This window comes from Flavobacterium xylosi (genome assembly GCF_042787345.1).
GTDB lineage: Bacteria > Bacteroidota > Bacteroidia > Flavobacteriales > Flavobacteriaceae > Flavobacterium > Flavobacterium xylosi.
On record NZ_JBHZPZ010000010.1, the window covers coordinates 78414 to 97850 of the forward strand.

Below are 19437 nucleotides of genomic sequence, written 5' to 3' on the forward strand. Positions count from 1 at the left end.
TCTTCTAAACGATAAGCTGAGACTCAATAGTAGAAACCACTTTATCTGGTGAAATGGTTCGCATGGCATCTTCATATCCTTCGACTTTTTTATTTCCATACACCGATGTGGGTAATTTTGGATATAGGTTTCTGTCCGAAACCAAAGCATTTTCCAATGGCTGATTAAAAGGCGAAAATCCTGCAAACGGATGCGTCGCGCCCCAAAGCGTAATGACTTTTACGCCAAGCATAGCCGCAATATGTGCATTTCCGGAATCCATGGAAAGCATAACATCAAGATTACTGATGAGTTGCAGTTCCTGTTGAAATTTGAGTTGCCCCGCCATATTAATGACGTTTTCTTTGTTATTTGCAAGAGAATTTAAAATTTCGATTTCTTTTTTTCCGCCACCAAAAAGTAAAATTTTGTAATCTTTATTTTTGGCTAATTGATTAATGACTTTTTGCATTAAATCCAATGGATAAACTTTAGAATCATACTGTGCAAAAGGAGCGATTCCAATCCATTTTTGGTTTTTATCTCCAGTTAATCTGATGATTTCACTATCTAAAACTGCTTTTTTAGGGAAAACTGTCCCGATACTTCGGGAGGATAAATCAACAGTAAAACCAAGTTCATTAAACACGTTGGAGTGTCTCTCGAACATGGTGGGCAGTTGCTTAAAAACTTTGTTTTCTAATTGAGTCAATGCTGTTTTTTCTGCTCTGCCTTTATTTACAGAAGCTGTTTTTTTTCCGCTTAAAGCAAAAAGTGATCGGACGATTTTAGAGCGCAAAACATTATGCAAATCGGCGAAAGCGTCAATATGCAATCCTTTTAAATCTTGGAACAAACGCAACAATCCTAAAAAACCCTTGTGTCTTTCCTTTTCATCGAAAGCAAAAAAAGAAACGTTGGGAATTCCATCAAAAAAAGGTTTGAAAAACGGTCTGGAAATGACCGTGATTTTAACTTCAGGAAACTGAAATGTAAAAGCCCGTAAAACAGGAACCGTCATGGCGACGTCTCCCATTGCGGAAAGTCTCATGACGGCTATATGCTGGATTTTTTTGGACAATTAATTAATGTTTAAATACCATTAAGGTATTAAGATTCATTAAGTTTTTCTTAATTTTCTTAATACCTTAATGGTTCAAAATATCCTTTTTTACTTCTTGCTTTGGTACAAAACAGGATTCAATTCATCATCGTTGTACATTTTCATTTGTTTGTACACTTTCATGAATTTATCACCGTTTTCAATATCTTTCAACAAGTCATCGATTGCAGTTGACAAATCGGATCTTTGTTCCAATAAAACGTTCAGTTTTTCCTGGCATTTATCTCTGTGCTCTTGGGAAGCTTCGGCGCGAGTGGCTTCTTCATTCATGTGGTATATTTTCAAAGCCAAAATTGACAATCTGTCAAATGCCCAAGCAGGACTTTCAGAATTGATTTTAGCATTTTCTTTTACGGCTACATGACTGTATTTTTGAAGAAAATAACTGTCAATATATTCCACCATATCGGTACGAACCTGATTGGAAGCATCTATTTTACGTTTCAAAGTCAACGCTTTAACTGGATCAATATTTGGATCACGAATAATGTCCTCATAATGCCATTGTACGGTGTCAACCCAATTTTTAGAATATAATAAATGTTCGAATTGATCCTTTGGAAAAGGATTATTTATAGGCTGATCAACAGTATCAAACTGGTGATAATCTTTAATACTTTGTTCGAATACGGAATAAGCTAACTTTGAAAACATATCTTTATATTTTATAACGCAAAGATACTTTTTTATACTTTTATAGATTAAAAAACTTTTAGAAGTTTAATTCCAAAATTCAAATCATGCAAATTCATATTTTATCAGAAAACAATAGTGTCCTGAATCATTTTTTAGGACAAATCAGAAACGTCAATGTTCATAATGACAGCATGCGTTTTCGCAGAAATATTGAACGCATCGGTGAAATAATGGCCTATGAATTGAGCAAGGAATTACACTATTCAGCTATCGAAATCCAAACCCCACTTGGCATTAAAAAAACGACTGAAATTAAGGATCAATTAGTTTTATGCTCCATTTTGCGTGCAGGACTACCCTTACATATGGGCTTCTTAAATTATTTTGACAACGCCGAAAATGGTTTTGTTTCCGCCTACAGACACCATCCAAACAACGATTCTTATTTCGAGATTAAAGTTGAATACCAAGCCATTGCTGATATCAATGATAAAAATTTATTACTGATTGATCCTATGCTTGCAACAGGACAATCGATTGTTGCAGTTTTCAACAGGTTAATGGAAAGAGGCACCCCAAAAGAAATTCACATTGCTGTAACTATTGCTGCACCGGAAGGAATTGCTTACCTGGAAAAACATTTACCTCATAATTGTCATCTGTGGATCGCCGCTTTAGACGAGAAATTGGATGAGAAAAGCTACATTTTGCCAGGCCTGGGCGATGCGGGAGATTTAGCTTTTGGCGAAAAATTATAATTGGGAGAAAAAAGCAAAAACACTGCATGCTATAAGTACAAATAACACCATTTCCTGTTTCAATTTTAATTGCGCAACTTCAATGTGACTCGTAGCCATAATTGCCATCGGGGCAAAAGTGAATACTAGTAAATCATTGCTTTTATTTGGAGAAACCACAAAAATTAGTGCTCCAATAAAAAAGGAGACAATTATTTTTTTGAATGAGGTATGTAAAAGGAGTGGTCGGTGTGATAATGTTGCAAACATAGATATTACAAAAAATAGAGCCACAGTTGCGTAAATAGATAAAGCCCCATTTTGATAATTATTAGTGAAATAATTAATCTCAAAATTAGTTGTTGCGTTTTTATTTATAAATTCAATGATACTCACATTGAAAATCATTGATAAAAGAATCGAAATAATTCCAACGATAAAAAGGGCAATAAAAGGTAACACCCAATTTTTAAACTCCCTTGCAACATGAAAAAGAACAGAAATAAATACCAATATAATAAAAAGAATACTCCAAAAATGAAATAAACTAGCTACAAAAATCCACAATGAGGCATCAAATATTTTTTCATTGGAAGCTTTGAGAGATTGTAAAGAAATTAATCGTCGAAGTGCCAATAAAACAAAGAAATTTGACACCACCAGATTTATATTATCCAGTAAAGACGGAAAAAAAAGCAGGAATAAAAAATAGAAAAAAATGGTGTAGGTACTGTCTTTACTAAGTCCATTTTTCTTTGCAACGAAATTTGTAATTAAAACCGACGCTAATAAAAAACTTAAAATTACTGCTTTATTTAAAATTAAAATACCCGAATTCATCCAAGAAATATCCTGAAACTGATACATTAAAAAGAAAACCAGAATTAATATAACAACCAAAGAAAAATTTAATGGTGTAGATTTCTTAAAAACACTTGTTATCATAAGGATATTTTATACTTTTGTGGTTGTAAATATAATACTTGTTTAAAAGGAACGGCTCTAAGTTCAAAATATTCTTTCCAAATAAGAACTTTTAGCTGACAGAGACTCTTTAAAGCAATTAATAAAATTAATTTTATACATTATGAAATCATTTTTCGAAGGAATAGAATACTTATTTGTAAATATTTTATTTGCTCCTCTAGACTTTTTACGCTCATTAGAGCTAAAATCTTGGTTTGTTGCTAACACGATCAACTGGATTTTTATGATTATTTGTGCAGCAGCAATGGTGTATTGGATTATACAATTGAAACTTCACCAAGATAATGGCGAAGAAAACCAAGATACAACGGCTCACTCTTTCTTAAAATAATAATTTTAAAAAAAAGTGAACGTTTATTGGAAATTATTTCAAATCGTTTCCAATATCTTTTCTAAAATACATCTTATCAAAGCAAAGTTTATCTATGTTTTGGTAAGATTTTTTTATGGCCTCTTCAAAATCATTTCCATACGAAGTTACGGTTAAAACCCTTCCTCCATTAGACACTACATTTCCGTTGTCTAATTTTGTTCCCGCGTGAAAAACAATCGAATCGGTTATGTTTTCTAATCCTGAAATCACTTTTCCTTTTTCGAAATCCTCAGGATATCCGCCAGAAACGACCATGATTGTTGTGGCACTTCTTTCGTCAACTTCCAGCGTAATTTCATCTAGTTTTTCATTGGCTACAGCCAAAAACAATTCGACTAAATCCGTTTTCAATCTTGGAATAACCACTTCTGTTTCCGGATCACCCATTCTCACGTTATATTCAATAACAATTGGTTCGTTATTCACATTTATCAATCCAATAAATACAAATCCTTTATACGGAATTCCGTCTTTCTGGAAACCGTCAATAGTTGGTTTTACGATACGTGTTTGTATCTTTTCCATCAAAACAGCGTCAACATAAGGAACCGGAGAAACTGCTCCCATTCCACCTGTATTTAACCCTGTATCGCCTTCGCCAATGCGTTTGTAGTCTTTGGCAGTTGGCAAAATTTTATAACTTTTTCCATCAGTAAGAACAAAACAGCTTAATTCTATACCATCCAGAAATTCTTCGATAACTACTTTTGAACTCGCTGCGCCAAATTTTTGATGCACCAACATGTTTCTTAATTCTTCTTTGGCTTCCGCCAAATCCTGAATAATCAACACCCCTTTTCCTGCTGCTAATCCATCTGCTTTCAATACATACGGCGGTTGCAACGTTTCAAGAAATTCACATCCTTTTTCAACTGTTTCGGCAGTGAAACTATCATAAGCCGCTGTTGGGATATTATGTTTAATCAAAAACTCTTTGGCAAATTCTTTACTTCCTTCTAATTGAGCCCCAATTTTTGATGGCCCGATAACCGGAATATGTTTTAATTCGGTGTCGTTCAAAAAGAAATCATAAATCCCTTTTACTAAGGGATCTTCCGGACCTACAACAACCATTTCTACTTTTTCCTGAAGAACAAAAACTTTGATAGCGTCAAAATCAGTGGGACTGATATCGATATTGGTAGCTATTGCGGCCGTTCCTGCGTTTCCTGGAGCTACAAAAAGTGTATCACAAAGCGGACTTTGAATCATTTTCCATGCAAATGCATGTTCTCTTCCGCCTGAACCTAGTAGTAAAATTGTCATGGTGTGGTTTTCTTTAGTTGTCGTGCAAAAATAGTTCGTTTTAAGTTGAAATAATAATTTTTTTTACTTACTTTTGACGTTAGTAACGTAAAAGATATGATAATTTCATTTGGATCTAAAGAAACCGAAAAAATATGGAATGGAATTGTTGTAAAAAAACCTTCGATTGAAACCCACAAGAAAAAATATTTTTCTTCCGATGAGATTACAAAATGGGCTCCTGACGACCCTAGGCAAATAACTGCTTTTCCGGAAGAAATACAGCAAATTGGTAGAAGAAAACTAAGAATGCTAAACAATTCTCTAGATTTGATAGATTTAAGAATTCCTCCATCAAACCGATTAGAAAGATTAAATGGCAATTTAAAAGACTATTACAGCATTCGAATTAACAGTCAATGGCGAATTATTTTCATTTGGGAAAATGGAAATGCTTCCCTTGTTGAAATTGTAGATTATCATTAAAATAGTTGAAATGGAAAAATTAAAAAACATACATCCTGGTGAAATTTTATTAGAAGAATTTCTAATTCCTTTGGAAATAACAGCCTACCGTTTATCTAAAGATTTAAAAATTCCGCAAACCAGAATTTCTGAAATTACTAAAGGAAACCGAAGAATTACGGCTGATACCGCTTTGCGTTTGAGTCAATATTTTGGTAACTCCGCTAAATTTTGGCTTGGACTTCAAGATGATTTTGATATTGAAGAGGAAAAAGAAAATAAGGCGCAAGAACTGCAATCTATCAAACGTTTTGATACTCCAAAAGTAGCTTAGATGATTCCAATTTTCGACTTAACGCTCCAAATAAATGGTTTCCCAATGAAGGAAGCTAAAGCCGAATTGCGAAAAATTGTCGCTTTTTCAGAAAAAGAACACGCTCATTTTATCGAAAATAAAAAACAAGAAATTGTTGCCTTTCATCTGCAAAATAATCCTTTTTATAAAGAATTAGTGGGTTCAAAAAATTCTAAGAACTGGAATGATTTACCAGTTTTAAACAAACAAAATTTACAAAAACCATTATCGGAAAGACTTTCAAAAGGATATTCCACTAAAAATAGTTACATCAATAAAACCTCCGGCTCCAGTGGCGATCCGTTTATTTTTGCCAAAGACAAATACTGTCATGCCATGACTTGGGCTTCTAATATCTATCGTTTTGGTTGGTATGGAATTGATTTCAATAGTTCCTATCAAGCCCGGTTTTATGGAATTCCCATGGATTTTATTGGAAACAAAAAAGAACGTTTTAAGGATTTATTGAGCCGTCGGTTTCGCTTTTCGATTTTTGATTTATCAGATGATGTGTTGGAAGGTTTTTTGAAACATTTTCGAACCAAGAAATTCGATTATATCAACGGATATACGAGTTCGATCGTTTTGTTTGCCAAATTTTTACAGAAGAAAAACATTATATTATCAGCAATTTGCCCAACTTTAAAAGTCTGCATGGTAACTTCTGAAATGCTTTTTGAGGATGATAAAATACTTTTAGAAAAACAATTTGGAGTTCCTATCGTCAACGAATACGGAGCTTCGGAATTGGATTTGATAGCTTTTCAAAACCCAAATGGAGAATGGCGGGTAAATTCCGAAACTTTGTTTGTAGAGATTTTGGATGACAATAATCAAGTTGTTCCACATGGTATTTCCGGCCGAATTGTGATTACTTCCTTGTTCAACAAAGCGCATCCCTTTATTCGATATGACACTGGTGATATTGGAATTCTAGACGAAAAAAGCACCTTACAAAAACCAATCCTCCAGAAATTAATTGGGAGAACAAATGATGTTGCTATTTTACCAAGCGGCAAAAAATCACCTGGATTGACCTTTTATTATGTGACTAAAAGCTTTATTGAAGATGATGGAAACGTGAAGGAGTTTATTATTAAACAAACAAAAATTGATTCTTTTGAAATTGAATATGTAAGTGAAACCGAATTAAATTTGGCACAAATTCAAAAAATTAAAAAAGCTATTGAATTATATCTGGAACCCGGTTTGAATTTTAAATTCACAAGAAAAGAAGTATTGGAAAGAAGCAATCGGGGAAAATTAAAACAGTTTAAATCGATGCTTTAATGTTTTTATGTAACGGGGTTTAATTAACAATTGGGTGAATAAAAAACCGATGATACAAAGTAATGAAAGCAACAGGTTAAACCCGTGAAAGGTTCTGTAAACGGTAAAATTGTGCTTTAATAAATTAACTTTTGAAGCCGATATAGAGTTTTCTCTGATTCTGTAAAAAGCCAGGCTTTCAGGAATAGGTTTCGCACTTTTTACCTTCTTTAGAATCGTAAGCCATAACATCCAGTCCTGACGCTTCCTTATTGAAGAAATAGCTATTTTTCCGAAATGATTCACATCATAAATGCCAGTAAGATTCCCAACATAATTGCAAAAAAATAATTGCATATAAGAAAGATTTCTGGGTGCTTCCACTCTTTTATTCAATTCCATTCCTTGTTCATCAATGCAATCGTAAAAGGAAAAAGTGAATGACAAATTGTTGTTTTTAAGAAAATTAATCTGAATTTCCAGTTTCTCTGGTTTCCACAAATCATCTGCGTCCAAGAAAGAAATATATCTTCCTTTGGCTTTTTGCAAAGCTCTGTTCCTGGAAATTCCTGTTCCTGAATTTTTTTCCGATTCAAAAAGTTGGATTCGATTATCTAAGAGTGCCATTTTTTCAACAATCTTAACTGTCGCATCAGTGGAACAGTCATCGACAATAATCATTTCCCAATTTTGATAAGTTTGATTTTGCACCGATTGAATCGTTTCTGCAATAAATTTTTCAGAATTGAAAGAAGGCGTTATAATAGATACTAATTCCATTTAATATGCTTTTTCTTCGCCTTTTAAAACGTTGACAACCGTTTGTGAAATTATTTTTAAATCTAAGATAAGCGACCAGTTTTCGATATAAAAAATATCAAACTTTATGCGGTTAACCATATCCGTTTCGGTTTTGATTTCCCCTCGACACCCGCTAATTTGTGCTAAACCAGTGATGCCTGGTTTAACGCAATGGCGTACCATATATTTTTTAATTTTCTTCCCGTACGATTTATTTTGTGCCCAAAGATGCGGACGTGGCCCAACAACGGACATATCACCCAGTAAAACATTTATGAATTGTGGCATTTCATCGATACTTGTTTTTCTCATAAACCGCCCTATTCTGGTTACGCGCGGATCATTTTTTGAGGCTTCATTTTCCGTTGTTCCATTGATTCTCATGGAGCGAAATTTATAACAAAAAAATTCGTTTTCATCGATTCCAGGTCTTCCTTGTTTGAAAAAGACAGGTCCTTTGGATTCTAATTTTATTAAAATTGCTAATATTGGCATTAACCAGGACAAAAGAAATACCACCACTAATAATGAAAAAACAATATCAAATGATCTTTTAAGGACTTTAATCACAGGCTCATGCAAAATGGTTTTTTTCAATGACAGCACCGGGAAAAAATCATAATAATCGATTTTTAAATTCTTTGAAAAAATTTCTTTACTATCCGGTATGAATTTAATTGTTCTATTGTTTTCATCGGCAAAATCAATTAAATCTTTCAAATGCTGATTGGAAATTTCATTCAAGGAACAATAAATTTCATCAATACTATTTTCAATTACGAAAGGTTTCAAATCAGCTAATTTCCCTTTAATATTTTGATTTGATTTTTTGTCTGAAAAATACCCGAAAAACCGATATCCATAATCATTTCTTGTTTCAAAAAGATCTTTTAATCGAATTGCTTCCGCCGTATATCCAATGATTACTGCACTTCTATAATTGCTTCCCGTTATTATTCGGTATTCTTTTAGATAATAAAACAGCAAAAATTTAGATAAAGAGATCAGCATTATACTGGAAATCATAAAAAAAGCGATAGCAGAACCGCTGAAAACAACTTGTTTTTCGAATGGAAAATAGGCGATAACGATCAATAGAAACAAGACGGACTGTTTGACGATTTTTGAAATAATTTCTATTGGCGTAGTGAAGCGATATACTTTATAAAACTCTATAAAAATAGCCGCGCTAATCCATCCAATTGTTTGATAAACAAAATAAAGTTCTGTATTTAAATTAAGTCCTTTAAAAAAAGATATGCTCATAACAAAAATAACCAATAAGTCTATTGTAACACTTATTGGCCTTATATATTTCGAATATCTTCCCGTTTGAGATGCAGTCATAATGAGCGAGGATAACCTATTGGGTTTTCGTTCTTATTTTAATAAAATTTCCATTAACAATGTTTTGAAATTGTCGCAGATAATAGTCATTATTTATAATCGGTTCACTTTGACTTTCCAACATAAAATTTTACTTTGTTTTGCAGGCAAAAAGTAATTTTAATAACAATTTACAGAATTAAAAATAACAAAATTGATTTATTATTGAAATCCTGAGTATCGTACCTAACTATTTAGAATGAACCACAAAAAATTATAGTACGTAAATATATTTCTGTTTTTCTGTTTAATGAAAGATTCAATGTATATTAAAAATACATAATACCTTCTAAATTCGAAATTAATCCCTAATCCATTAAATTTTCTCCTCTTTATCAGACAAATATATAATTTATACGACCAAAAAATTTGGAAAGGAGTAAATTCCCTCTCAAAATAAATATCTCTACTTTATATAACCCGAAAAATCTTTATGTTCTTCTTTAGAAAGTTCTTCTTTGGACAAGGATTTAAAATAGTCGTACGTTATTTTCATTCCCTCGGCACGATCTACCTTTGCTTCCCATCCTAACAACTTTTTGGCTTTTGTAATATCCGGCTGACGTTGCAATGGATCATTTATTGGCAAAGGAAAATAAACCACTTTCTGACTCGTCCCTGTCAGTTTTATAATTTCTTCAGCAAAATCCTTAATGGTAATTTCATCCGGATTCCCAATATTTACGGGAAGTACATAATCAGAATGCAATAATCTAAAAACACCTTCCACCTGATCATCTACATAACAAAAAGAACGCGTTTGCATTCCGTCTCCAAAAATAGTCAAATCTTCACCACGAAGCGCCTGACCGATGAATGCTGGAATTACCCTGCCGTCATTGAGTCTCATTCTTGGACCGTACGTGTTAAAAATTCGAACGATTCTGGTTTCTACGCCGTGAAAAGTATGGTATGCCATAGTGATTGATTCCTGAAAGCGTTTGGCTTCATCATAAACCCCTCTTGGCCCTATGGTGTTTACGTTTCCGTAGTATTCTTCCGTTTGAGGATGAACCAATGGATCTCCATAGACTTCAGAAGTGGATGCAATAAGAATTCTGGCATTTTTTACTCTAGCCAAACCTAAAAGATTATGCGTTCCTAAAGAACCCACTTTTAAGGTTTGAATAGGGATTTTCAAATAATCAATTGGACTTGCCGGTGAAGCAAAATGCAAAATATAATCCAGTTGACCCGGAACATGAACAAATTTGGTAATATCGTGATGATAAAATTCAAAATTCTCCAGCTTGAACAAATGTTCTATATTTTTTAAATCTCCAGTTATGAGATTATCCATTCCAATGACAAAATAGCCTTCTTTAATAAAACGGTCACAAAGATGCGATCCTAAAAATCCTGCTGCTCCGGTGATAAGTATTCTTTTCATAAATCAATTTTACGATTGCAAGGTATAAATTATCAAGGAAATTATGGTGTTTTACTTGCTTTAGATTCAATAAATTTTAGTAATAAATCGTATTATTATTTGTTAATCTTCTTCGGAAGATTTCATTTTATCGGAAGATTTCATTTCACAAAAGAGGTATTACTAGTTCAATTTTATATATTTTTGTGCAACTAAAAATCTTCTATTTTGAAAGTTGTTCATGTTGTTGAAGCCGTAGCAGGAGGAGTTCATACTTATTTTAAAGATTTATCCTTTTTTTTTGGAGATCCTGAAATAAAGCAGACCATCGACACAACGATTATTTATAGTGGCAATCGAAAAGAAATTGATTCGGACAAAATAAAGCAGGAATTTTCAAATGTGGTTTCGCTTATTGAATTAAGTATGGTTCGGAATTTTTCGCCAATTAAAGATCTAAAATCAACATTAGAATTAGCTGCAGCGCTCCGAAAACTAAAACCGGATGTTATTCATTTCCATTCTTCAAAAGCTGGGGTTCTGGGAAGGTTTGTCTGTTTTTTATTATTTAAAAAAAAGAAACTGTTTTATACTCCTCATGGGTATTCTTTTCTTCGAACAGACATCTCCAATTGGAATAAAAAAGTATATTGGATGATTGAAAAAAGCTTCCAAAAACTATTTGGAGGCGAAACAATTGCTTGTGGCGACACCGAATATGAAATTGCAAAAACAATAGGGAAATCTTTTTTGGTCAGAAACGGAATCGATATTGAATATGTCAATAATAAGATTGCAGAGCATAAAAATGAGGTCTTAACAATTGGGATTGTGGGCCGAATTACTTTTGCAAGAAATCCGAAACTTTTCAATTCCATTGCGCTAAAATTTCCTGATTTTAATTTTGTTTGGATTGGTGACGGCGAATTAAGGCACCAAATAACGGCCCCAAATATCCGAATTACCGGATGGTTCCTGGAAAGAGATAATGCATTGACAGAACTCAATGCTATTGATATATACATCCAAACCTCACTTTGGGAAGGATTACCCATTGCTGTTTTAGAAGCTATGGCAATGAAAAAACCTGTTTTGGCAACAAATATAATCGGCAATAAAGATGTAGTATGTCATAATGAAACTGGGTTTCTTTTTAATGAAATAGATGAACTAGACAATTATTTCGAAATTCTAAAGGACGAAAAGACACGAAAAATATTTGGAGAAAAAGCATTAGAACGATGCTATAATTTATATGATAAAAACAAAAATTTTAAACAACTAATTTCTCTTTATCAACAGTAATTTTCTCTTGCAGCCAATAACTTCCAAAAATAGAAAACCACAAACCACTGAAGGCAATTCCGTCAAAACGAAGCAGGAAATCGTCGGTAAGATTAGACGTAAAAAAGACAAAAAAGAACGAAATAATTATTGCGTTTTTTAAGTCAAAACCCAAATAGCCAACAGTGAAAATGTACAGAAAAACCACTACTGGACCTAAAAACCCATATTTCAATAAAAAATCAAGAAACTGATTGTGCGTAGGGAATTCATATTTTGCCAAAAAATGTTGGTTGGTTTGTTTGTAATATTTAATTAATTCCGATTTCCCATCAGAGGCTCCAACACCAAAAGGCAAGCTTTTTAACGAAAGTTCCCAGGCAGATTTCCATATGGATGCCCGAGTAACAAATGAATTAAATACTTTGATTTCTGGATTTTCAATCTCGTCAAGTTTCCCAACTTTATCCATATAAGCAAATGTCACTGAGGAGTATTTCTCTTTCATATAAGGGTTTCTTGAGACAAACAGCAAAAAAATACTGCCCAATAAAACCAATCCGACAGCCGATATTCCGACAACCTTTTTAAAATTATATTTTGGGATCACTTCGTAGAAAAAAACCAAAATAAAACCTATCAGCATATTAAATAAAGCCATTCGTGTATTCACAAAAAGAACAAAGAAAAATGCTATTATAAAAATGGTAAAATTGGCGATTTTAATTATTGCACTTTTTCTTTCGCGAAAGGCATTAAAAACAAAATAAAGAGTAACAATAGCTACAAAAGCGAGGTGCATATTGAGTGCTGGTGCATGAATCCCGATACTATTAGAAAACTGATACCCCATTTCCCATAAATCAATTCCGTTTAGATATTTATTCATTAACTCCGGAGCTACAGCGATAAACCGAACAAAGAAAAATAACATAATCCCCGTTGTTGCGAAGCTATAAAACAGAAGTAATTTATAAAATTGTACTCGTTGATAATTACCCAAAATAAACAACGGAAAGATTAGTAAGGAAACACTTTTTTCGATAGATTTTAACCCCATTCGATACGAATCATTATTCCAGAAAAGTAAAACTTCCACTAATAATGGCGAAGCAATCACCGCTGACAGCAACAAAGATGTTTTAGTGAATTTTAATTTTTTTAGAAATAATAAATTAAATACCGCGAACAGTATAATCAGGTCAGTACATGGTTTTCGAAAAATCATCGTACTGGCAATCAAAAATAAAAAAATATTGAAAATTTTATTGAAGTTCTTTTCTGAAATGTTCATAATATAAAGCATAATAAATTAGCGGAAAAACGCCTATTTTATGACGAATCGCAGTTCCTAAATCGGGTTCAAACACACCTTGAACAATAAAATAGGAAAACAAAATAAGCAATATCCAAAGTTCATATTTATACTTTTCTCTGTCTTTTAAACATTTTGAGAAACGTACAAGAAGTATATAAAATAAAAAAAGTTGCCAAATAATAAAAGCAATAATTTGAGGGGAAAAAATATATTTCAGACCGTTTAACGGGACATTAACCGTAAAAAAACCATAAACAATGGCTACAGTTTCTCCATACCAAGTGTCTGGTTTAACAGGAGAAACAATCATGGAATTGGCATCCGAAATATTTATCCTGGTCGTATTTACAATTTCTCTACTACTTTCGGAAAAATACTGCCCTTTCAACATCCCATAACCTAATGACAAAAAAACCACAATTAACAGTCCGTAGAAAAGGGTGACAATTGTTTTATTTTTGAAATTAATGAAACTGATGCCAAACATTACAAAAGCGATAATGGGCATTAGAAGAAAATACGGTCGATAGAAAACTCCAAAAAGAAATAAAAGAAACATCGATAAAGCAATTGATTTTCCATAAGAAATTCTTTCATTCCTATACAGAAATACAATAATTGCAACGTATAAATAAGTTATGAATTCCTTGGAAGGCATTGACATAAAAATTGCCATCATAAAAAATCCTAAATAAACAAGGATGTTCTTTACATTTAGTTTGTGGAAATTATTTGGCACTCCAATTTTGTATAATACATAAGCCAGAATGGGAAATTGTATCAAGCCAATTAAAGGAAATGGTAAATAACGCAATCCGGTTACTTTATAAAATAATATCGTAAGCGGATAACTACCCAAAAACCCTATTTCTTTCCCTTTATCGAGTGCAATAATAGCTGAATCATAAAAAAAGCGTTTGGGCAATATATAAAATGCTGTTACCGCCACAAATAAATTGGCAATAAATAACACCATAAAAGCTGCCGTACTCTTCTTAATTCTAATTTGCATGCTGAAAAATTAAAGGAATTGATTCATGGTTCGTTAGCTTAAAGTTTTATATTTTTTTTGCAAGACATTAAATATCCTATAAATATAGAGAAAAGCCGGCAACATCATAAAAGGTAAATAATTATAAAACTTCATGACTTTGTCTAATTTAATATTTCGCCCTTTTTTAAGCAGGTATTTCCAGGAAACTAAATCATCCCAAATAGCTTTTCTGTTGCTTGGAGACAATATATAGAAGTCTTTTAAAAGTATTACATAAATTGACGCCCAATAATTTTCTAAGGCTTTATTTAAGCTTTTTTCACCATTTTTGATGCCATTTAAACCGTCTTTCACCATTTCATATACATCCATGATGTGGCTTTCGCTAGTCTGGAGCGTGATTGACCCAAGTCTTCCTTGCCTGTAGATATAAAACGATTTTGGGTAAATCGCAAAGGTATCTATATGGTTCATTACTCTACTGCACCATTCCATATCTTCCGATTTTCTTCCCAACGGGAAGAACAATTGATTTTCAATTAATATCGTTCTTCTCACTATTTTGTCCCATGCACAAGCGGCAAATAAATCATAATAAACTAATTGTTCTGCTTCTTTCTTAAAGTCGCCGTTTTTATTATTAATATATTGTTGGTTGTACTTACATTTGACGTGATTTTTTGAAAAAAAACGGCTTTCCTCATGAATTATTAAATCCGCATGCGATTCCTTTATTAAGATGTTTAATTCATCTAAAACCGCGTTCCCTTTCCAATAATCATCACTGTCAGTAAAAATAACATAATCCCCTTTTGCTTTTAATAATCCAATATTTCTGGCATCAGATAACCCACCGTTTTCTTTACTAATAATTATATTTCTGGGGTCTTTTTTTTCATAGGAAGAACAGATTTTTAAAGAAGAATCAGTAGATCCGTCATTCACCATAATAATTTCAAAATTAGTGTAGGTTTGACACAAAATACTGTCTATACATTGTTCCAGATAATTCTCTACATTATAAACAGGAACTATGATACTAAAAAAAACATTTTCACTTGGATTATTCACCGCTGCCTTTTTAAATTAATTCAAAAACACTTTTACTTTGTCCTTTTTATAAATAACCACTGCCGAAATAAAGTTCCAAAAAAACGAACTTACAACAAAGGCAATCGCCGCTCCCGTCATTCCGTATTCCGGTATTAAAAGTCTGTTTAAAACAAAATTAAGAAGCACCGCGACTACAAGTATTACTTGAAAAACATGCTGCCTTCCGGTCATATTCAAATAAACAGGAGCCGATCCAAAAGCGGAACAAATTCCTTGGCCAATCATTAAAATAAGTAATGCATCCTTTGCGGCAACATAATCTTTGCCAAAAAAACCCAAAATATATTCTGAGAAAAAACAGGTCAATAGTGCAATTGGTAATGTCAGAATAAAAATTAACCGAGAACTATTTCTCAATATTTTATTCAATTCAAAATTGTTTTTAGTCGAACAATATTCGGCAATTTTTGTGGAAACAGTGATATTAACGGTAACAATTACCATTGAAAGAATTGTCATTAATTTCACCGCCACAGCATAAAAAGCAACTGTTGCGTCGTCTCTGTATTTTTTTAAAAACAGAATATCGAAACTCATCAATAAAAATAAAGCCATCCCGCTTATGGCAATAGGATACGACTTAATAACTATTTTCTTGTACGAAAATAATACTTCTGAACTGTTGCTCTTTATTGTGCCAAAATAGTAAAATAGAATCGCCGATGTCAGTATTGAAAGTACAACAAACCCAAAGAGAAAAACATTGACCAAATAGGTTTCGTTGTAATAATAATAAAGGAAAATGGCTCCAATAATAACCGGGATATACTTAATGGTATTCCTAAATAACTCTGCCACATATAACTGGTCTAACGCTCTAAAAACCTCAATGTTTAAGGTTGTTATTGCATAAAAAAATAAAATTCCTGAAGTTTTTAAAAGAACGTGATAAACTCCTTGATCCGAAAAAAAACTGTTTACAAAATCTTTATTTACGCATAAAACGATCAAAAATAAAATAATTGACATGGTAAAAACAATCCCTACCATTTTCATGTAAATATTTCTTAATTCATACAGTGTAGTTGAATTTTTTAATCTTCCTTTAAAATATAAAATCGATTGATCGCATCCCAATAAACAAATACTACCTATTACTAGTAGAAATGAACGAACAAAATCATATTGTCCGACTGTTTTTGGGGTGAAATTTTTGGTGAGAAATAAAGTAAATCCGAACAAAATGAGGACACCTAAAACCCTCAAAACTAAAGTAATTAAACTTTGAAGAATAAATGGGTTCTGCTCCATTTTCTGAAGATAGCGCGTAATTATTTTCAAATTTCTAATAATCTATTTAATTTCGGTTAAATTCAAGAAACACCTATTTTTACTGTGCTTTCAGAGATTGTTTTCTATAAAATGACATGAAAAAACGAATAAAAATAAATAGGGAAATAAATAATATTGGCAATATAACTTTACGTTTACCATTTATCGATTTGTTATTTTTAATATTGAGACTTATTGCGTTTTCATTAATAATTCTTTTGGAATTGAATAAATCAATTTTCAATGTTCCCAATACATTTACTATTGAGTCTTTTGTTTTAATGATGTTATTTAACTGAATATTTTCATTGTAATAAATCAGCTTGTCACTTTTATTAGTTGTGTTACTATTTGAAAAAGCACTCAATATTCCATCAATTTGAACAATTATACCTTCTTTTTCTTTTATTTTTTGTTGGATATTATTAACTGAAATTTTTTGGACTTCGCCAAAATAACTGCTCGTATTTACATAGTCTAGTATCGGTTTAACGATATCATTTTGATTCGTTATTCCTGTTGTCGAAATAACAATGGTATGATAGTTATAGTTCCTGCTTGTGGTCGTTTCTTTAACTACTGTTTTTAAATCCCCATTTTGCGCCATCAATTCAAGCAGTTCAAAATTTTGTTCATTATTACTTACCAATTTATAAACATCAACAATGGGTTCTATTGAAATTTTAATTACCTCTAAAGGTTTTTTGATTCCGATGGATTTTAAAAAAAACGTGTCTCTTTCGGCAATTTTTGAAGCTAATAAATCAATTCTCGAATACAGATAATCTGTCGATTTAAAATTTGGCGCAACTATAATTTGATGGTCATATCTTTTTTGATTTTCATCTAAAAACATTCCTAAACCTACCCCAACAATCAATAAAATGGCAATAATAATGGCATTTTTCATAAAAAACCGAATGCATTTGAATAGCAATGTATTGATTCTTTCAAAAAAGCTTTTTATCTTTTTTGAAATTTGCGTTAAATCAATTTCTTGATCCTCGGTATTATGTTGGGGTAAGTTTGCAATCATGTTATATTTTTATTTTACGTTGAAAATTTGTTCCAATATCTTAATGGTAATCAAATAGGTTGGCTTTACTCCTGTTGTTCCCAGTCCGCCAGAAGCCAACGTACTTCCGGTTTCCAAAGGATTATCAGAAGCATAATACGCATACCGTACCTTGACATCATGAGGAACACTTTTTCTGATTTTGGAAGCAGATTGAATCGCTTTTTGATAATAGGAACCTTCCATTTCCAGTCCGATAATTCCCCAAGTCGACTCATGGAAAAACTTCAATAAATCCCTGTTTTGCAATGATGTTCCCAGTACAGTTACCATTGGTCCTGCAAAAACTGAGATACCGTTACCTTCAAACATATCAGCCGTTAATTCATTTTCGAAAAAATAATTATCCGCCGTTCCTTCATTGATATGCGCATTCGGAATCATGATGTCTCCTTTTCCGCCTTCCAGAATTCCTGCTTTCCCCATTATAGAAACTGATTCTACATTCAATAAAGTATCTTTTTTATAGGGTTTTAATAATTCATCAATGGTTTCATAGGCTTGCTCACCAAAAGCATAATCCATAACTATTAATACCGGTTGTTTATCGCCTGTATTTGCTTTTGGAAACGAAGTTTTAGCCCATTCCATTTTGGCTGTATCAAAAATTTGAACGTCAATATTAGTTCCAGAGGTATCCGGCAGCGAAATCATTCCGCATTTCAAAGCGACTTCTTCCACCTGATTGCGAACTTCGTTTGCGCCCGACTTGCTTAATTCTTCATAAATAAAGAAATCTGATTTGCCTTTAAATTTGGTTTTTAAAACCTCTGTTGCAAAAATAGAGTTCATTACGCTGTGCATATTGGCACTGATAACATGAATCGGACGGCCTAAAAGATTGTTTTCTTTCAAAACTTCCTTGATATTAGTTGCCCATATTTCGCCATGAATATGATGTCCTAAACGTTCTCTCAAAATAGGGCTGAATGTTATCGTTCTTTTGTTATCGTCAACAACTTCTTCTATTGCTAATTTTCCCAACCAAAAGATAACGTGTAAAAAGCGATCCGGTGAAGCGGCCGAACCAAATGCATCGTAAATGTCTAAAACATCTTCAAATGTTCGTCCAAGGATGTTCGCCGCATGCGAAATCGCTTTCTCTTTTTCTATAAGCGTCAGTTTTTTATTTTGGGAAACCGCTTGTTCCAGTTTAAACCAATCGCGCGATACTTCACCGGCGTCATCCAGTAAAACTCTGTTTCTAATTTTATGGGATTCGATAAAAATAAAAGTCAAATGCGTCAAAATATCATAGATATCCGAACGTCCTCGGGTAATTTCCACATTCATTTGTTCCTCGTCAATACGATAGCAATTACGTCGCCTTTTTGGTGGAACAATCGCCTTAAAATGGGATTTAGAATATCCTTCTTCCGAAGTTAAATTGATAAAACGACATTCTTCAATTCCTAAAGGAAGGCGCTCAATAACATATAAAAGCCCGTTTAATTCCACTTTTTCTTCGCCAATATTTCCATATATTTCTGGGCGTAGCGCCAATAAAGCTTCTCTTAAAGTGTCCCCAGAAATTCCCATCGGTTTATAAAAACCCCTGTTGAATAAATGGCGCATCGTGATGTACATTTTTTCAATAGCTGCCGATGATTCTTGTGCTCTGGATCTTGATATATTTTTAGTTTCTTTCATTCTTTT

Annotated in this window: 19 protein-coding genes; 6 read left to right on the forward strand and 13 right to left on the reverse strand. The window is 32.7% G+C overall.

Annotated features, from left to right (window positions below; genetic code table 11):
- Positions 1-4: 4 nt before the first annotated feature.
- Together ACFX5E_RS09820 and ACFX5E_RS09825 are read right to left on the reverse strand one after the other, a co-directional pair.
- The gene (locus ACFX5E_RS09820) at positions 5-1030 is read right to left on the reverse strand and encodes a glycosyltransferase family 9 protein (RefSeq protein WP_379855080.1); all 1026 of its coding nucleotides are present in this window, start codon (positions 1028-1030) and stop codon (positions 5-7) included.
- A gap of 120 nt (positions 1031-1150) precedes the next feature.
- Complete coding sequence (locus ACFX5E_RS09825) at positions 1151-1756, reverse strand: DUF4254 domain-containing protein (protein WP_379855022.1); 606 nt, start codon at positions 1754-1756, stop codon at positions 1151-1153.
- An 86-nt stretch (positions 1757-1842) separates the two neighbouring features.
- On the opposite strand from ACFX5E_RS09825, the gene upp reads away from it, so the two are divergent.
- The gene (gene upp / locus ACFX5E_RS09830; RefSeq protein ID WP_379855023.1) at positions 1843-2496 is read left to right on the forward strand and encodes a uracil phosphoribosyltransferase; all 654 of its coding nucleotides are present in this window, start codon (positions 1843-1845) and stop codon (positions 2494-2496) included.
- Here upp and ACFX5E_RS09835 read toward each other — a convergent pair.
- Positions 2491-3420 carry a DUF6427 family protein gene (locus tag ACFX5E_RS09835; RefSeq protein ID WP_379855024.1) on the reverse strand — a complete coding sequence of 310 codons (930 nt, stop codon included), beginning with the start codon at positions 3418-3420 and terminating at the stop codon, positions 2491-2493. The genes upp and ACFX5E_RS09835 overlap by 6 nt on opposite strands.
- 142 nt (positions 3421-3562) lie before the next feature.
- Between ACFX5E_RS09835 and ACFX5E_RS09840 the strand changes: the two genes are divergently transcribed.
- The gene (locus tag ACFX5E_RS09840; RefSeq protein ID WP_379855025.1) at positions 3563-3793 is read left to right on the forward strand and encodes a DUF6341 family protein; all 231 of its coding nucleotides are present in this window, start codon (positions 3563-3565) and stop codon (positions 3791-3793) included.
- A 33-nt stretch (positions 3794-3826) separates the two neighbouring features.
- On the opposite strand, the gene purD is transcribed toward ACFX5E_RS09840, so the two are convergent.
- Complete coding sequence (gene purD, locus ACFX5E_RS09845) at positions 3827-5101, reverse strand: phosphoribosylamine--glycine ligase (RefSeq protein WP_379855026.1); 1275 nt, start codon at positions 5099-5101, stop codon at positions 3827-3829.
- Between the two features lie 96 nt (positions 5102-5197).
- Here purD and ACFX5E_RS09850 point away from each other — a divergent pair, with 96 nt between their 5' ends.
- From ACFX5E_RS09850 to ACFX5E_RS09860, 3 genes are read left to right on the forward strand one after another with little or no spacing between them, the layout of a single operon-like run.
- Positions 5198-5566, forward strand: a complete 369-nt coding sequence (locus tag ACFX5E_RS09850) for a type II toxin-antitoxin system RelE/ParE family toxin (protein WP_379855027.1) — start codon at positions 5198-5200, stop codon at positions 5564-5566.
- 10 nt (positions 5567-5576) lie between these two features.
- Complete coding sequence (locus tag ACFX5E_RS09855) at positions 5577-5879, forward strand: HigA family addiction module antitoxin (protein WP_379852613.1); 303 nt, start codon at positions 5577-5579, stop codon at positions 5877-5879.
- Positions 5880-7190, forward strand: coding sequence for a phenylacetate--CoA ligase family protein (locus tag ACFX5E_RS09860; RefSeq protein ID WP_379855028.1), 1311 nt, complete (start codon positions 5880-5882; stop codon positions 7188-7190).
- Here the strand turns inward: ACFX5E_RS09860 and ACFX5E_RS09865 are convergent.
- From ACFX5E_RS09865 to ACFX5E_RS09875, 3 genes are all read right to left on the reverse strand, one after another.
- Positions 7164-7949: a glycosyltransferase family 2 protein gene (locus ACFX5E_RS09865; RefSeq protein ID WP_379855029.1), complete on the reverse strand. Its 786-nt coding sequence runs from the start codon at positions 7947-7949 to the stop codon at positions 7164-7166. The two genes, ACFX5E_RS09860 and ACFX5E_RS09865, sit on opposite strands and share 27 nt — an antisense overlap.
- Entirely contained in the window at positions 7950-9317 is a 1368-nt protein-coding gene (locus ACFX5E_RS09870; RefSeq protein WP_379855030.1) for an undecaprenyl-phosphate glucose phosphotransferase, read from the reverse strand. It lies immediately after the preceding gene.
- A gap of 445 nt (positions 9318-9762) precedes the next feature.
- Complete coding sequence (locus tag ACFX5E_RS09875) at positions 9763-10746, reverse strand: UDP-glucuronic acid decarboxylase family protein (protein ID WP_379855031.1); 984 nt, start codon at positions 10744-10746, stop codon at positions 9763-9765.
- A gap of 207 nt (positions 10747-10953) precedes the next feature.
- On the opposite strand from ACFX5E_RS09875, the gene ACFX5E_RS09880 reads away from it, so the two are divergent.
- Entirely contained in the window at positions 10954-12030 is a 1077-nt protein-coding gene (locus ACFX5E_RS09880) for a glycosyltransferase (protein ID WP_379855032.1), read from the forward strand.
- Here ACFX5E_RS09880 and ACFX5E_RS09885 read toward each other — a convergent pair.
- The 6 genes from ACFX5E_RS09885 to ACFX5E_RS09910 all read right to left on the reverse strand — a co-directional run bounded on the left by ACFX5E_RS09885 (position 11999) and on the right by ACFX5E_RS09910 (position 19431).
- Positions 11999-13303, reverse strand: coding sequence for an O-antigen ligase family protein (locus ACFX5E_RS09885; RefSeq protein WP_379855033.1), 1305 nt, complete (start codon positions 13301-13303; stop codon positions 11999-12001). The genes ACFX5E_RS09880 and ACFX5E_RS09885 overlap by 32 nt on opposite strands.
- Positions 13275-14339: a hypothetical protein gene (locus ACFX5E_RS09890; protein WP_379855034.1), complete on the reverse strand. Its 1065-nt coding sequence runs from the start codon at positions 14337-14339 to the stop codon at positions 13275-13277. The genes ACFX5E_RS09885 and ACFX5E_RS09890 overlap by 29 nt, the downstream gene beginning before the upstream one ends.
- 33 nt (positions 14340-14372) lie before the next feature.
- Positions 14373-15392 (reverse strand): glycosyltransferase family 2 protein, encoded by a 1020-nt coding sequence (locus tag ACFX5E_RS09895; RefSeq protein ID WP_379855035.1) that lies wholly within the window; start codon positions 15390-15392, stop codon positions 14373-14375.
- Between the two features lie 15 nt (positions 15393-15407).
- The gene (locus tag ACFX5E_RS09900) at positions 15408-16685 is read right to left on the reverse strand and encodes an MATE family efflux transporter (protein ID WP_379855081.1); all 1278 of its coding nucleotides are present in this window, start codon (positions 16683-16685) and stop codon (positions 15408-15410) included.
- Positions 16686-16764: 79 nt separating this feature from the next.
- Positions 16765-17742, reverse strand: a complete 978-nt coding sequence (locus ACFX5E_RS09905; protein ID WP_379855036.1) for a hypothetical protein — start codon at positions 17740-17742, stop codon at positions 16765-16767.
- Between the two features lie 9 nt (positions 17743-17751).
- Positions 17752-19431, reverse strand: coding sequence for a DUF6909 family protein (locus ACFX5E_RS09910; protein ID WP_379855037.1), 1680 nt, complete (start codon positions 19429-19431; stop codon positions 17752-17754).
- Positions 19432-19437: the final 6 nt, after the last annotated feature.